This window comes from Bacillus sp. FSL K6-1033 (assembly GCF_038630765.1).
Classification (GTDB): Bacteria; Bacillota; Bacilli; order Bacillales; family Bacillaceae; genus Bacillus; species Bacillus altitudinis.
Map to the genome: position 1 here is coordinate 1,880,320 of NZ_CP152041.1, position 16,314 is coordinate 1,896,633.

General features: G+C 42.0%; 12 protein-coding genes. 5 read left to right on the plus strand and 7 right to left on the minus strand.

The genetic code is table 11. The annotated features are described in order from the left end of the window. The first annotated feature begins 80 nt into the window (after nt 1-80). A complete protein-coding gene (locus MHH31_RS09455) occupies nt 81-1,814 on the plus strand; it encodes an ABC transporter ATP-binding protein (RefSeq protein ID WP_041507104.1) in 1,734 nt (577 codons plus the stop codon). Beyond that, entirely contained in the window at nt 1,811-3,640 is a 1,830-nt protein-coding gene (locus tag MHH31_RS09460) for an ABC transporter ATP-binding protein (RefSeq protein WP_024718328.1), read from the plus strand. Before MHH31_RS09455 ends, MHH31_RS09460 begins: the two co-directional genes overlap by 4 nt. A gap of 59 nt (nt 3,641-3,699) precedes the next feature. Here MHH31_RS09460 and MHH31_RS09465 read toward each other — a convergent pair whose 3' ends face one another. Continuing rightward, nucleotides 3,700-4,521, minus strand: a complete 822-nt coding sequence (locus tag MHH31_RS09465) for a MerR family transcriptional regulator (RefSeq protein WP_058336762.1) — start codon at nt 4,519-4,521, stop codon at nt 3,700-3,702. Nucleotides 4,522-4,609: 88 nt separating this feature from the next. Here MHH31_RS09465 and MHH31_RS09470 point away from each other — a divergent pair, with 88 nt between their 5' ends. Beyond that, the gene (locus MHH31_RS09470; protein ID WP_058336761.1) at nt 4,610-5,179 is read left to right on the plus strand and encodes a GNAT family N-acetyltransferase; all 570 of its coding nucleotides are present in this window, start codon (nt 4,610-4,612) and stop codon (nt 5,177-5,179) included. Nucleotides 5,180-5,377: 198 nt separating this feature from the next. Here the strand turns inward: MHH31_RS09470 and MHH31_RS09475 are convergent, their stop codons facing one another. From MHH31_RS09475 to proC, 3 genes are read right to left on the minus strand one after another with little or no spacing between them, the layout of a single operon-like run. After that, nucleotides 5,378-6,646 carry a glutamate-5-semialdehyde dehydrogenase gene (locus tag MHH31_RS09475; RefSeq protein WP_058336760.1) on the minus strand — a complete coding sequence of 423 codons (1,269 nt, stop codon included), beginning with the start codon at nt 6,644-6,646 and terminating at the stop codon, nt 5,378-5,380. A gap of 18 nt (nt 6,647-6,664) precedes the next feature. Further along, a complete protein-coding gene (gene proB, locus MHH31_RS09480; RefSeq protein ID WP_058336759.1) occupies nt 6,665-7,783 on the minus strand; it encodes a glutamate 5-kinase in 1,119 nt (372 codons plus the stop codon). A 27-nt stretch (nt 7,784-7,810) separates the two neighbouring features. Then, nucleotides 7,811-8,656, minus strand: a complete 846-nt coding sequence (gene proC / locus MHH31_RS09485) for a pyrroline-5-carboxylate reductase (RefSeq protein WP_080688171.1) — start codon at nt 8,654-8,656, stop codon at nt 7,811-7,813. A gap of 421 nt (nt 8,657-9,077) precedes the next feature. Here proC and MHH31_RS09490 point away from each other — a divergent pair, with 421 nt between their 5' ends. Together MHH31_RS09490 and MHH31_RS09495 are read left to right on the plus strand one after the other, a co-directional pair. Beyond that, nucleotides 9,078-10,274, plus strand: coding sequence for a cytochrome P450 (locus tag MHH31_RS09490; RefSeq protein ID WP_058336758.1), 1,197 nt, complete (start codon nt 9,078-9,080; stop codon nt 10,272-10,274). Nucleotides 10,275-10,392: 118 nt separating this feature from the next. Next, nucleotides 10,393-12,432, plus strand: a complete 2,040-nt coding sequence (locus MHH31_RS09495) for a molybdopterin oxidoreductase family protein (RefSeq protein WP_058336757.1) — start codon at nt 10,393-10,395, stop codon at nt 12,430-12,432. A gap of 46 nt (nt 12,433-12,478) precedes the next feature. On the opposite strand, the gene MHH31_RS09500 is transcribed toward MHH31_RS09495, so the two are convergent. From MHH31_RS09500 to xylA, 3 genes are all read right to left on the minus strand, one after another. After that, complete coding sequence (locus MHH31_RS09500) at nt 12,479-13,165, minus strand: glycoside hydrolase family 11 protein (protein ID WP_008346560.1); 687 nt, start codon at nt 13,163-13,165, stop codon at nt 12,479-12,481. A 94-nt stretch (nt 13,166-13,259) separates the two neighbouring features. Further along, nucleotides 13,260-14,753 carry a xylulokinase gene (gene xylB, locus MHH31_RS09505; protein ID WP_058336756.1) on the minus strand — a complete coding sequence of 498 codons (1,494 nt, stop codon included), beginning with the start codon at nt 14,751-14,753 and terminating at the stop codon, nt 13,260-13,262. A 33-nt stretch (nt 14,754-14,786) separates the two neighbouring features. Then, nucleotides 14,787-16,124 carry a xylose isomerase gene (xylA, locus tag MHH31_RS09510; protein WP_024718319.1) on the minus strand — a complete coding sequence of 446 codons (1,338 nt, stop codon included), beginning with the start codon at nt 16,122-16,124 and terminating at the stop codon, nt 14,787-14,789. Between the last annotated feature and the right edge of the window lie 190 nt (nt 16,125-16,314).

A 16,314-nucleotide genomic window follows, 5' to 3' on the forward strand; every position in this document is an offset into this window, starting at 1 on the left:
ACATTTCATTTGTAGAAATAATCCCTCTTTGTATATGATGAGTTACAGAACAACAGACTATATGGAAGAAAGGTAATCGTATGAAATCAATTTTATCGTTTTTAAAGCCCTATCGGCTATCCGTTGTGTCCATTGTGATTCTCACCTTTTTAAGCAGTATGCTCCAGCTGTATTTACCGACGCTTACGGCAGATATCGTTGATGTCGGGATCGTCCAAGGAGATGTCGCTTATATATGGAAGGTTGGGGGCTGGATGGTGGCTTGTTCTTTACTTGCCATCTTGCTCACGATTTGGAAGTCCTACTTGTCATCTAAGACAGCTCTAGGCTTCGGGCGTGATATGAGAAGACAGCTGTTTGTGCATGTCGAACAATTCTCATTAGAAGAATTTCAAAAAATCGGGACATCTTCCTTTATTACAAGATCAACAAATGATGTGAAACAAGTTCAAGATGTCACGATCATGATCTTACAAATGATGACACGGGCGCCTCTTATGCTCGTTGGTGGAATTATTTTGGCTGTATCTAGAGATGCTGTGTTATCTCTCATCTTTTTAGCAGCTCTTCCCCTTCTTGGCGGGTTCATTTATTTGGTGTCAAGAAAAGCAATCCCCCTCTTTGGCCAGCTTCAGAAAAAAACGGACCGGCTGAACTTGATTATGAGAGAGTCGCTTTCAGGCATTCGGGTCATTCGAGCGTTTAACCGAGTAGATGACGAAAAAGAACGTTTTCAAGAAGCCAATACATCGTATAAGGATACTGGCCTTAAAGTCAATCGATTAATGGCGTACTTGTTCCCTTTTATGCTCATTATCATGAACTTCACGAATATCGGCATTGTCTGGATTGGCGCTAATCGGATTGATGCCGGACAGATGGAAGTCGGGAATCTAATCGCCTTCATTCAATATGCGATGATGATTTTAATGGCACTCATTATGCTGTCTATGAGTTTTATTATGGTGCCTAGAGCTCAGGCATCCGCTAAACGGATGAATGAAGTGTTAAATCTAGAACCAAAAATTAAAGACAAAAAAGAAGCTGTCACTAAACTTGATCAGCCAGCCCAGTCCATTCGCTTTGAGAATGTGTCATTTTATTATTCAAATGCTGAAAAACCAGCCGTTCAAGACATGACGTTTGAAGCCAAAAAGGGTGAAACGACGGCGATCATCGGCAGTACAGGTTCCGGGAAAACGACCCTTCTTCAGCTGATGACACGTTTTTATGAAGCAACAGAAGGAAAAATTACATTAGATGGTGTCGATATTAGAGAATTGCCTCAAGAGAAACTGAGAAGTCAGATGGGTTATGTTTCTCAAAAAGCCATTTTATTTAGCGGAACCATTGCTGATAATGTGCGCTTTGGCAAACGCGATGCAACAGATGACGAGATTTGGCAGGCACTGCGGACAGCACAGGCCGAAGAATTTGTTTTGCAAAAAGATGGCGGAATTCACGCAGAGATAGACCAAGGGGGTTCGAATCTCTCTGGCGGTCAAAAACAACGTCTTTCGATCGCAAGAGCACTCGTAAGAAAACCTGCATTCTACCTGTTTGACGATAGCTTCTCTGCCCTTGATTACAAAACGGATGCAAAACTTCGGTCAGCGCTAGAAGCTGAAAAAGAGCATGCTGCTTTGATTATTGTGGCTCAAAGAATCAGCACAGTGAAGCATAGCGATAAAATCATTGTGTTAGATGATGGAAAAATAGCAGGTATCGGTACACATGAACAGTTACTGAAAGATAACCTTGTCTATCAAGAAATAGTCGCATCACAGGAAGGTCAGGAGGTGGAGCAAGGATGAGTAAAAAAATGTCTTCTGGAATGGGACATAAAGGCGGTCACCCAAGGGGCCCAGTACAAAAACCGAAGGAATTTAAAAAAACACTTCTTCGTTTAACGGGCTATTTAAAACCGAGGAAATTTCAGCTGATCATTGTCCTGATTGCAGCGATCGGTTCAACCGTTTTTAATGTCGTCAGTCCAAAATTACTTGGGGATGCCACCTCTTCCCTATTTGAAAGTTTTACACAAGGAACTGGCGTTCAATTCGATGTCATTTCACGCATTTTATTGCTGCTTGTTCTATTATATGTCGTAGCATCTCTCTTCTCATTCGTGCAGCAATATGTAATGGCGGGTGTCTCGCAGCAGACCATTGCTGAATTAAGGCAAGAAGCAAATGACAAGCTCACACGTCTCCCCCTTCGTTATTTTGATAAAACAACACACGGAGACACGCTGAGCCGGGTGATGAACGACATTGATAATATTAATACTTCTTTACAGCAGGCACTCACGCAAGTGATCACATCTGTTATTACAGTCATTGGAATTGTCGTCATGATGCTTTTCATCAGTCCGCTGCTGACGCTGCTTGTTTGTTTGACGCTGCCTCTTAGTTTGTTTGCGATTCGAGGCATTACATCATTTTCGCAAAAGCATTTTAAAGCACAGCAAAAAGAACTAGGGATGATCAATGGACATATTAATGAAATGTTCACAGGACATCAGACGGTTCGTGCGTATGGCTATGAAAAGAAAGCCATTGATACATTTGATCAATTAAACGAACAACTATATGAATCTTCAAGAAAAGCACAATTTATCTCTGGCTTAATGATGCCGATGATGACCTTTATTGGGAATCTTGGCTATGTGGCGGTAAGTGTTGCTGGCGGAATTCTTGTCATTAATGGGAATATTCGTGTTGGGGATGTGCAAGCATTTATCCAATACACACAACAAATGTCGCAGCCGCTTGTGCAAGCATCCAGTGTTGCAAACTTAGTTCAATCTGCTATCGCTTCTGCTGAACGGGTGTTTGAAATTCTGGATGAAGAAGAAGAACATGCGCAAGAAGATGCAGCGATTGATCTTAAATCCCTTTCCGGAGATGTGGCCTTTGAGCACGTTCACTTCGGTTATGAGAAAGATCAACCCATTATTAAAGATTTGAATTTACAAGTCCGAGAAGGACAAACGGTGGCCATTGTTGGGCCAACAGGCGCTGGAAAAACAACGATTATTAATCTGTTAATGCGCTTTTACGAGCTAGATCAAGGCTCCATTCGCATTGGCGGCGTAAAAACAACCGACCTCAGCCGAGAGCAAGTGCGTGACTTATTTGCGATGGTTCTTCAGGATACATGGCTCTTTGAAGGCACAATTTATGACAACATCGCATATGGCAGACCAAATGTTTCAAAAGAGGATGTGTTGAAGGCCGCTAAACATGCCTATGCAGACGATTTCATCCGCACCCTTCCAGATGGATATGACACACTCTTAACAGAAGATGCCGGCAACCTCTCACAAGGTCAGCGTCAACTGTTAACCATCGCCCGTGCCATCTTATCTGATCCGAAGATATTAATCTTAGATGAAGCAACAAGCAGTGTCGATACACGGACAGAGATGCATATTCAAAAAGCGATGAATGAATTAATGAACGGCAGAACAAGCTTCGTCATTGCACATCGACTTTCAACGATTAAAGATGCCGATCTCATTTTAGTCATGAAAGATGGCACGATCATTGAAAAAGGAACTCATCGTGAGCTTTTGAAAGAAAAAGGCTTTTATGCCGACCTCTATATGAGTCAATTTGCCGAAAACCAAGTCGGTTAAACAGCACCAAAAAGGATAGACAGCATGTAAAAATGCCTGTCTATCCTTTTTGTGATGCCTTAAGCTTCCCGTTTTTTGACTTTCACACTAAGTTTCGTCATGTAATCCGCTTCATTTTTAGACATCAGAGAATGAAGTAAATACTCCTCAAAGACATCTCCATCCAGTATCATATCCTCTGCTTCGATTCGATCTAATAAACGTGAATAGGCAGTCTCCATCTCTTCATATGTTCCTTGTTGATACATGACTGCATATAGACCCGCTGGCTTTTTGACTGCATCCGGCCCTTCCATTCGGCAAAACAGCCTATCAGATTGATGATAATGACGCTGCAAAAACTGCTCCTTGTTTAAAACAGAACCATTTGCCGCGGCACCTTTAATACCAATCCCTTTCAGAAATTCTCCTACAATTCGAGAAATTTCTTCTATAGGTGTGTTTGAATCAATCGGGTTTGATGTACTGAGGACGATCGGTTCTTCTGGCAGTTCTTGAAACAAGACCTCCCCTGTTTTCACTGATGATAATTCATTCGTTGTCTCGATCACACGAAAAAGAAAAGATTGAATATCCTGTAGTTTTTGGATCTCCTCCCCGACCTTTTCTGCTTGCTCAACCGCCAGGCTTTGCAATTTTTCCTGAGAAGGCTCAGTAAAGTATTGTTTTAATTGCTTGATCGGAAATTGAACAGCACGAAGAGATTGAATGGCCATGAAATGATCAAACTGTTCAAATGTATAATAACGGTACCCATTTTCCTGAACACCTGCCGGCTTAAACAAATCGATCTTATCATAATAGAGCAGTGTATCTTTTTTCACTTCAAATAATGCCGCAAATTCTCCAGTTAAAAATGTTTTTTGAACATCGTTCATCATTTTTAGGGCTCCTTTCTTGACTATGGAGTTACTCCATCCTTTATGATAACATGCAGAAACACCACATATGTGGAGAAAGGATTTACACATGAACAAAATCGCACAAGATCAAGTCACATTATCACTTGCAAATCAAGAAGACTTCCCTTTGATGAAAAAAGAACTGCAAGATGCTTTCACAGCTGGCATCATTGATGCATTTGGCGATGCAGAAGGTGGACCAATTCCTCCTGATGAGTCGATTGATGAATCTTTTTATTCGACTGAGAACCTTGTCTATCATATTTTACTAAACGGTCAAAAGGCAGGAGGGGTTGTTTTAAAAATCAACCCTCTCACACACCGCAATTCGGTGGACCTATTATACATTTCTTCATCATCTCACAGCCGAGGCATTGGTCAGGCAGCATGGAAAGCCATTGAGGCGCAATATCCAGAAACGAAGGTGTGGGAAGTTGTCACTCCTTATTTTGAAAAGCGCAACATTCATTTTTATGTGAACAAATGCGGGTTTCAGATTGTTGAGTTTTATCACTTGCACCATCCAGATCCGAGCTTGCCTCATGAGAACGATCAAGAAAATGACCCTTTAGCGCCTGAGACATTTGAATTTTTCAAATTTGAGAAAGTCATGAAAAAAGACCGTTCAAGTTCATAAAAAAACTCCCTCTTATGGGGAGTTTCAGATTGTTGACAAAGGGCTAAAATGGACTTTATTTTAGCCCTTTGTCTTCTTTTTCAAGAGTTGTCAGTGCTTCAGCATCGTTTCCATGTCGTTCCCTTTTTTCTCTCTTCTTTCATCAGTCACTAAAAAACACTACCTCAAGTTAGAAAGGTAGTGTTCTTTACATTCATTCTAGCTTCTAATCTGACCATCACCAGATAGAAGCAGCTTTGTTGTTGTCAGTGCAGGAAGTCCCATTGGCCCTCTTGCGTGCAGCTTTTGAGTAGAAATGCCAATTTCAGCGCCATATCCTAGTGCACCGCCATCTGTAAAACGTGTAGATGCGTTATGATAAACAGCGGCCGCATCGACTTCGTTTAGAAAGATTTGTGCGTTTTTTTCATCCTCTGTTACGATGGCTTCTGAATGTTTCGTTCCGTACTGATCAATGTGGTGAATGGCGTCCTCAATTGAGTCAACGACTTTCACCGCAAGATCAAGACTTAAATACTCATCTGTCCAATCTACTTCCTCCGCAGGAACCGCTTCGGAAAAGAAAGATTGAGCGTCTTGATCTCCATGCACAGTGACATGATGCTGAAGGAGTGCTTCATTCAATGCTGCACCATTTTCTTTCAGCCAATCGCGATGAACGATCAGAGTCTCAAGCGCATTACAAACGGCCGGACGATTTGTTTTCGCATTGATGACAATCTGAATGGCTTTTTCTACATTCGCTGTTTGATCAATAAAGATATGGCAGTTCCCTGTCCCTGTTTCAAGAACTGGAATGGTCGATTCTTCTACAACTGTTTTGATTAACGAAGCCCCGCCTCTCGGAATTAAAACATCGATCCATTCTTTTAGATGAAACATCGCTTGAACCGATGAACGGTCTGTTTGTTCAATAAACTGTACCGCATCACGAGGGATCTTTGTTTGATCCAATGCCTCATGAATGACGCGGACGATGGCTTTGTTGGAAGAAATAGCGGAGGAACCGCCTTTTAAAATCACTGAGTTGCCTGCCTTGAGGGCAAGCCCTGCTGCATCGACAGTGACATTCGGTCTCGCTTCATAGATCATCCCGATCACGCCGAGCGGTACTCTTCGGCTTTTCACATGTAAGCCGTTTTCAAGAGTCCATTCATCCAATATTTCTCCAACAGGATCTGTTAATCTCGTCACAAGCCGCAAACTTTCTGCAAACTCATGAATTCTCTCTTCATTTAACATTAATCGATCCATTAATGCTTCAGAGAAGCCCTTTTCTTTTCCTGCCTCTAAATCCTTTTGATTTTCCTGTAAAATAAAATCACTTTGCTGTTCGAGTGTTCCTGCTATTTTCAGCAGCGCCTCATTTTTTTCCTCTGTTTGAAGTAAACCTAGTTTTTTTGATACGTGCTTTGCTTTTTTCGCTTTTTCTTTGACCGATGTGACAACTTCAGCTGTCAGTGTCATGAAATTCCTCCCTTATGATTAGCAAACTGGTATTGATAAATCTAAATGACAAACAAACGCTTCAAGATCTACGACATGCACCACTTCATCCTGTAGCAAGTCACCGTTCAGTGCGAGTTCGTCGGACGCATAATTGACAATGCCAAGCCCTATTTCTCTTTCATCTTGATCTAAAATACGGACAACATCGCCTTTTTTAAACGAACCCTTTACATCGACTATGCCGTCAGAATCCAGACTTTTCTCACGATGCATGAGAAGCTCCTGTGTTTTCTCTCGAACAACGATTTCGCCTTTTGGGCCAGAATGAAAAGCAATCCACTGTTTTTTATAATTCAGCGGCGCTAAATTTTCGTCAGCTGTAAAATAAGTGCCGTCCTCTGTCCCGTTGATGGCTTTGTCTAAAATGTGAGGTGTATCGGCTTTTCCCAAAAAGCCATTGATGCCTGAGGCCATTGAAATTTTAAAGGCGTCGAGTTTTGATTTCATTCCGCCTGTGCCAACGCTGCTTCCCGCATCTCCAGCGGCTGCTTCGATGTCTTCTGTGATTTCTGTGACTTCTAGAATTCTCTTCGCATTCGGATTTGTATGAGGGTTATCTTCATACAAGCCGTCAATATCAGATAAAATAGCGAGGAAATCCGCATCAATCAGTCCAGCTACTTTTGCAGACAATGTATCATTATCTCCAAATTTCAACCGATTGATCGTCACTGTATCATTCTCATTAATAATCGGGATGATCCCTCGATCTAATAACACATTCATTGTATTTCGCACATTTTGATAGCGCGTTTCATCTGAAAAATCGCTTCTTGTAATTAATAGCTGTGAAGCAATATAACCGTGCGATAAAAATAAAGTAGAATATGACTCCATTAAAAGCCCTTGCCCTATTGAGGCAGACGCCTGTTTTTCTGGCAGTGTTTTCGGTCTATCAATAAACCCTAATTTTCGGTAACCAGCTGCAACCGCACCAGATGAGACCAAAATGACTTCGTGTCCTTCATCTTTGAGTTTTACAATTTGATTGACGAGGTTTTCTAGTTTTTTTAAACTAATCTCACCTTGAAAGCTAGTAAGAGAGCTGCTTCCGATTTTCACAACAATTCGTTTTCTCTCTTTATCTGCGTACACCTTATCACTCCTGTATTGAGGCTCTATTTATATCGTTACTTTTTGTTTTTGCTGTTCACTTATTTCTTTTGATCGATTGGCAGCATGTTTGACAGCCTGTTTGATGGCTTCTCCTCCGCCAAAATCATCTAATGCATCTAGTCCTGCAGCAGTTGTTCCATTAGGTGACGTAATTTTTTCTCTGAGGACAGAAGGATTTTCAGCTGTTTCTTGCAGCATCTTCGCTGCACCGAGAAGTGTCTGTGTACCGATTTGACGGGACATTTCTTTTGATAAGCCAGCTTCTTCTCCAGCCTCTTCGATTCTTTCCATTAAGAAATAAAAATAAGCTGGACCACTTCCGGCAATTCCTGTGAAAATATCCATTTGCTCTTCCTGAATGGTATACACTTCTCCCATTTCAGATAAAAGAGCCCGACTCATGCTTACATGTTCATTTTTCACATAACGTCCAGCAGATAAAGCGGTCGCCGACGCCCCAATCGTACTTGACGTATTTGGCATTACTCGCATAACAGGCTGCCCTTCATGCAGCATGTCTTCAATATACGATGATTTCACACCTGCAAGTACAGACAGGATGAGCTGATCTTTCTGAATATGAGGTTTTAATGATTCAAGTGCTGTTTCAGCATCCTTTGGCTTCATTGCCAGGATCAACATATCCATTTCTTCAAAAGGAAATGAATCCATTGTGGCTGTTTGGATTCCGTAGCGTTTCGTTAGTTCGTTTAATCGCTGCTTATTTTGCTTGTTTGTTGCGTAAATTTGGCTGAGCGGCATCTGACCTGATCGCACAATACCTGCAATCATTCCTTCCGCCATAGAACCTGCTCCAATGAAAGCAACTTTCTTTTGATCAATGATATTGATCCTCTCCCTTGTTCGCTTTTTGTTCGTGTTTTTCGCACGTAAGTTATCGTAACATGATGAAAAATCGTGTCAAGAAAGAGCCAGCGCTTTTCAAAAGTCCCGAATACACGCTGAACAGCTTGCGGTATGTATGTTAGCCGTGTTTTTTTAAATCATCAATTTAGATCAAAAGAACTATTCGGATTTGAATCATAGTACCCTTTCGTTCGACTGAATTCACCATTTTATTTTTGGTTTCGGTGACTTCAATTCTAGTTTTTAGAAAGCGCTATCATTTTGATGACTTTCTATTTTCCTATAGGAAGAATGTGTTTGAATCTTTCGATTAGACTATTGACATATTTTAGAAAACATGTCCGTTGAAATGCGTTTTTCGTGGTGATACCGTGAAAGGGAATCAAGAGAAAAAGGAGCGTTCATAATGAAAGTAAAAGAAAATTACGTCAATGTCATCCCAATGAAAGAAATCCGATCTACAGATGACCTTCTTTTCCCATTCCCTATCTACAATGAATTAAGATCGCAGGGTGATATTCGATACGACGAAACGAGAAAGTGCTGGGATCTCTTTCGATATGCTGATATTCAGTCCGTTCTGAAGCAGCCAAAAGTGTTTTCATCACAGCGAGGAAGAAGTACATCTAAAACGAGTATTTTAACAATGGACCCTCCAAAACATACCAAAATGAGAGCACTCGTCAATAAAGCCTTCACGCCAAAAGCGATCAAACAAATAGAAGAAAAGATCAAAGACTTGACCCATGATCTATTACATCAAGTAAAGGATCAACGGACCTTCGATATTGTGCAAGATCTGGCCGCTCCCCTACCTGTCATGATCATCGCCGAGCTTCTCGGTGCAGAAGTGAAAGACAGAGAGCTGATCAAAAAACATTCAGATGCTCTAGTTGCAGGAGCCAAAGATGATTCAAAAGAAGCTGTTCAAGCCGTTGTCGACATGCAAAAACAAGCAGAAAAAGAGCTATCGGAGTACTTTGCTCATTTGATCCAAAAGCGAAAAGAAACGCCAGCCGATGATTTAATCTCCCTTCTCATCCAAGCGGAAATTGAAGGTGAGCGTTTATCAGAAAATGAACTGCTTGGCTTTTGTATACTCTTACTCGTTGCTGGTAATGAAACAACAACGAATTTAATCACAAATGCCGTACGACTTTTAACAGAGCAGCCGCATATCGCCGAATCAGTGCGGCAAGACCTGTCTCTCATTCCTCAATTGACAGAAGAAACGCTACGCTATTATCCGCCTGTTCAAGCGATTGGGCGAGTTGCAGCAGAGGATGTTCAGATTGCCGGTTCTCACATTGAAAAAGGAGACTATCTTATCAGCTGGGTGGCATCTGCGAATCGTGATGAACGGAAGTTTGACAATCCAGATACGTTTCGTCTTGACAGAAAATCAAATCCACATTTGAGCTTTGGCTTCGGCATCCATTTTTGTCTTGGTGCCCCTCTCGCCCGGCTTGAGGCTCATCTAGCACTTGAGATTTTACTCCGTACGTTTCGAGAAATCACCTGTGCGGCAGATCAGCTGAAACCGATTCAAAGCACGTTTGTGTTTGGGGTCAAGGAATTCCCTGTGCAGGTCACCCGTTTTTAAAAGTCCCTTCCATTAGGGGCTTTTTTTCATATGCTTATCCTTACCTTCCTCGTCTGAACATGCTAAAATAAAATCCATATGTACAGTGATCACGGAATTCGGAAAGGAAGCTAAACGTATGACCGATTACACAGCAATGAAAGACGGAATATTCAAATCAGTTTGTTCGTTAGATTGCCCTGATCAGTGCGGTCTTTTAATACATAAAGAGAACGGAAAGATCGTTAAAGTTCAAGGAGATCCAGATCATCCAGTCACTCAAGGAAACATTTGCAATAAAGTGCGGAATGTCACAGCTCGTTTATATGATGAAAAACGTCTGACAACACCCTTAAAACGTGTAGGTCAAAAAGGTGACCGGCAATTTGCTCCAATTACGTGGGAAGAAGCGATTGAAACGATTCGTCAAAAATGGACAAAGCTGATCGAAGAAAAAGGACCAGAAAGCATTTTGCCTTACAGCTTCTATGGGAATATGGGGAATCTCAATGCAGAAGGAATGGACCGCCGCTTTTTCTATCGACTTGGCTCAAGTCAGCTAGACCGAACCATTTGTCAGTCAGCCGGAACAACTGGCTATAAATATACAATGGGCGCAAGCATCGGGACAGATCCAGAAGATACCATTCATACGAAACTATTTATCTTTTGGGGCATCAATGCGGTTTCAACCAATATGCATCAAATCACGTTGGCACAAAAAGCTCGAAAGCAAGGGGCTAAAATTGTCGTCATTGATGTGCACAAAAACCAAACGGGCCGGATGGCAGATTGGTTCATTCCGCTTCGCCCTGGCACTGACAGTGCGCTAGCTCTTGGGATCATGCATGTCCTTTTTAAAGAAGACCTCACAGATACGTCATTTTTAGAGACTTACACGGTCGGTCACAATGAACTTCGCGAGCATGTGAAGCAGTACGATCCAGAAACGGTTGAACAGATCACGGGTGTCCCTAAAGAAGACATCATCACACTTGCGAGAATGTACGCAGAGACAACGCCGTCTCTCATTCGTATTGGCAATGGGCTTCAGCATCACGATAATGGCGGTATGAGTATTCGAACCATCTCCTGCCTCCCCGCCCTCACCGGTCAATGGTTGCACAAAGGCGGCGGTGCGATGAAATCGAACTCTTCTTTTCTTAGTTATAATGAAATCGCTCTTCAGCGGCCGGAATTATTAAAGGAACGCGAGCCTAGAACATTTAATATGAATCAGCTAGGCAGCGTGCTAACGAACGCAGAACCTTCTATTGATTCTCTTTTTGTCTACTCTTGCAACCCGGCTGTTGTGACACCTGAAGCAAATAAAGTAAGAGACGGTTTGATGCGGGAAGACTTATTTACGGTTGTCCATGACTTGTTCATGACAGAGACAGCCTCTTATGCGGATATTGTTCTGCCAGCGACCTCTGCCTTTGAAAATGAGGATTTTTATACTTCTTACTGGCATCATTACATTCAAATTCAAGAACCTGTTATAGAACGTTATGGAGAAAGCAAATCAAACACAGAAGTGTTTCGTCTTTTGGCTCATGCGATGGGCTTTGAAGATGAAGCCTTTAAAGACACAGATGCGGAACTAATGGAACAAGCTCTTCATCATCCTGAAAATCCGCACTATGAAAACATTTCATATCAAGCGTTAAAAGAGAAAAAGTGGATCAAAGCAAAACGAGGGCCTTTCGAAGATTTAAAGCTCCCTACCCCAAGCGGGAAAATTGAGCTTTACTCTGAACAAATGAAAAAAGATGGATATCCAGCCCTTCCAACCTATGTACCTTTATTCAAGGAAAGTGATTATCCACTAACGTTTATACCGGGACCAAACCATAATTTTCTTAATTCCACCTTCTCTCTTCATGAGAAGCATCAAAAGCTTGAGAAATGTCCGAAGCTTCATATGAATGAACAAGATGCAAAAGAAAGACAGATTGAAGATGGGGACATGGTTCGTGTGCTGAATGATCGAGGAGAATGCGAGCTCATCGTGTCAGTCGGACAAAATGTGTTATCTGGCGTTGTTGTCAGCCAGGGATTATGGGCAGACCAAAAAGGCAAAAAACATTTGGTGAATGGCCTCACACCTGATCGTTTGGCAGATATGGGCGGTGGTGCGACGTTCTTTTCCGGCAGAGTCGAAGTTGAAAAATTATGATAGAAAGAGCCAGGCGTTTTGCTCCCGGCTCTTTTCTTTGACTTTTTTAGTTGCCAATAAACAGCTGATTGGTCATCACATTTGCACTTCCGCTGCTTTGGTAGCCTTCTACAGTAAATGCCGTTTCATACATTTTCCCCATTGGCATCCCTAAGCTTTCCCATTTTTTAAAATGCGCACTGACGGAGACCGTTCCGCTTGTACGTTTCGTTTGACGTACACTCCAATATTGCTTGAAGGTTGCGATCCCGATAATGGAAGGCTGATTGACACGGGTTGTTTCATAAATGTCATATGTGCCCCCGTCTGCATAAAATGTTCCTTTATGTGTGCCTGTTGGACGATATGTGCCCCATGAATCAACAATGTAGTATTCTGCTAATGGAGATTGTGTCCAGCCATAGACACATAAATAGGAATTCCCGACTGGGTTAAAGCTTGCGTTGTAATTGATGGAGATGTTGCCAAGTTGATGGTGAGTTCTAGTGGAATCAAACTTTTTTCCTTTTCGAAATAAAGCATTTCCGATATTGTTCCAGCCTGCACTAAATGCCCCGCCGTTATTGAGTGTCATCGAGGTGTTTCCATAATCCTTCCATAATTCATAATCGTACCCGCTATGGTTACCCATTTCATTATTCGTAATGGTTCTCGCATGGGCTGGTACAGCCGTCAGTATAAGCGTCAGTCCAATACACATCACAAACAACAGTCTTAATTTTCTCAAATTCATCTTCCATTCCTCTCCTTTTTCATCCTTTTGATTCTGTCATCTCTAAGATGAAACGAATTCATCACCTCCTTTCATGCCCCCACTCACTACTAGATTATCGATACTGTGCAAGACCCGCATGAATGTCTCTTGTGTTTGTATAAATGCTTTGATACAAACGAAAGAGATGATCATATACATCGACATGCTGTTGATTTGGTGTAAATACGGCCGCTTGATGGATAAACTGATCCGCGCACGCCTCAAGTGACTCGTACCAGCCGGATCCAACTGCTGCAAGCATCGCTGCACCTAACGCAGGCCCTTGCTCATTTTCAAGCTGAATCACCTTAGCTTGAAAAATGTCTGCCTGCATTTGAAGCCATGTATGACTTCTCGCACCTCCACCAATGGACACAATAGCATCTATTCTTTTTCCGGCCTTCCTGAATAAAGCGATCGATTCATTTAATGAAAAAGTGATTCCTTCGAGCACAGCTCTAACCATATGCGCTTTTTCATGCCGGCTGTCTAATCCAATGAAGCTTCCACGAATGACTGAATCTGCATGAGGCGTTCTTTCCCCAACTAAATATGGCGTAAACAGCAATCCATTTGCGCCTGGCGCTATATCCTTTGCTCCGGCTAAAAGGGCTTTAAACGAATCATTTGGAGCAAGTAAAGATTTAATCCAATCGAGGCTATAACCTGCTGATAAAGTGACTCCCATTGTATAAAAAGCGTCTTTTTTGGCATGATGGAATAAATGCAAGTTTCCATTCAGCTCTCTGTTATGATTTTCTTCATAGGAAAGAATGACACCTGATGTGCCAATGCTGCATAGTGTGTGATCTGATGATAAAATGCCGGCACCAATGGCACCGCAAGCATTATCCGCTCCACCCGCAAAAACCTTCGCCTTTTCTGTCATCCCGGTTTCCTTTGCGATCTGCGGCAAAAGTGTTCCAACCTCCGCCTCCGATGAAACGAGCGGCGGGCAAATACGAATCGGAATATCAAAGGTTTGACAAATCTCCTCACTCCATGTTTGTTCTCCAATATCCAACAGTAACGTACCAGCCGCATCAGAATAGTCCATATGAATAGCGCCGGTTAATCGATATCTGACATAATCTTTTGGAAGTAAAAACAAATGGATTCGCTGATCAATTTCTGGTTCATGTTCCTTTACCCATAACAACTTTGGCAGTGTAAACCCTTCTAACGCCTGATTTTTTGTGATCGCTTGCAGCCTGCCTCCTAGCTTTTCTGTCATGCGCCCGCATTGCGATGTTGTTCTTGTGTCATTCCACAAGATGGCAGGCCTGAGCACCTGAAGGGATTCATCCAATAAAACAAGTCCGTGCATTTGTCCAGAAAAACTGATGCCTTCTACCTGCATTGACTGAACAGGCTTTCTCTCCATAAGTTCTGTCATCGCGGCCATCGTCTGCTCTACCCAGTCTTCAGGATTTTGCTCACAATAACCTGGTTTGCTTTGAATGAGGCGGTAAGATTTAGTCGTCTCGTAGCATACCTTCCCGCTCTCATCTACTAATATCGCTTTGACTCCGCTCGTTCCAAGATCAATTCCCATCACATACTTCATGTGTTCACTCCTTCAAAACAGCAGCTCGCTCAATTAATCTTCTAACAAATATTGATTCAATCTGGCTTTCAGCTGTTCCTCTCTGCCAGATTCGTTTCTGATGAGCGGATGTTTCAGTGCATATTCTTCTAATGTATGAAAATTTGCCGTTCCTTCTGAAATCTCCCGTCCAATTCCTTCAGAAAAACTACGGTACCGGTGCTTGATCACATCTTCAAACACACGGTCTTCTATGAGTCTATGAGCCACCCGCAGCCCTTTTGCGAATGCATCCATCCCCGCAATATGGGCATACAGAAGATCTTCCAGTTCAAAGGAGGCTCTTCTGACTTTTGCATCAAAATTGAGACCGCCTGTTCCAAGTCCGCCATTTTGCAAAATTTCATACATGGCGAGTGTTGTGGCATATAAATCCGTTGGGAATTCATCTGTGTCCCAGCCTAGAAGGGAGTTTCCTTGGTTGGCATCAACGGAACCGAGCAGTCCATGAATTCTTGCTACACGCAGCTCATGCTCAAACGTATGACCCGCTAATGTCGCATGATTGGCCTCGATATTTAATTTAAAGTGTGTATCCAATCCATATTGTTTTAAAAAGGCGATCGATGTCGCTGCATCCGTATCATATTGATGAGTTGTCGGTTCCTTCGGCTTTGGCTCAATTAAAAATTGACCTGTAAATCCAATTTCTTTTGCATAATCGACTGCCATATGCAAAAAGGTCGCCAAATGGTCAAGCTCTCTTTTCATATCTGTATTCAGTAGTGTGTCGTAACCTTCTCGTCCTCCCCAGAAAACATAATTTTCTGCGCCGAGTTCCTTTGCTGTTTCGATGCCCTTTTTCACTTGTGCAGCTGCATAGGCAAATACATCTGCATGACAGGATGTCGCTGCACCGTGAACAAATCTTGGATGCTTAAACATATTAGCCGTGTTCCATAGAAGCCGAACCCCGCTTTGCTGCATGTAATCTTTCATTCTTTCTATGATGATGTCTAACTGCTGATTGGTCTCTTGAAGCGTGTCGCCCTCTGGTGCAATATCACGGTCATGGAATGAAAAATACGGAACATCCAATAGATCAAAGAGCTGAAAAGCCACTTCCAATCTAGCTTTCGCCAAATCCATTCCACTATAAGAATCCCAAGCTCTTTTCATCGTGCCAGTTCCAAACATGTCTGTTCCATCAGCAGTCAGTGTATGCCAATAAGCGACGGAAAATCGAAGGTGGTCTTTCATTGTCTTTCCGCCAATCATTTCGCTCGGATTATAATATTTAAATGCGAATGGGTTCTTTGAATGTTTTCCTTCATATTGAATGTTGCCAATCCCCTGTAAACTACTTAACGAAGTCATATTTGATTTGACCATAAGTGATTCCCCCTATATATTCACTTAGTAAGTTGATTCAACAAACGAACAAACGAGTTTACCAACTAATCTCTTTGAATTTTCCATATTTTTTAGTTTTTTAGAAATATTTTCGTTATAATAAAATAAAAAGCATGTTTTATAGAGAATGAACACGATAAAAAGTGGCTTTTCTTCACTTAATCTAAAG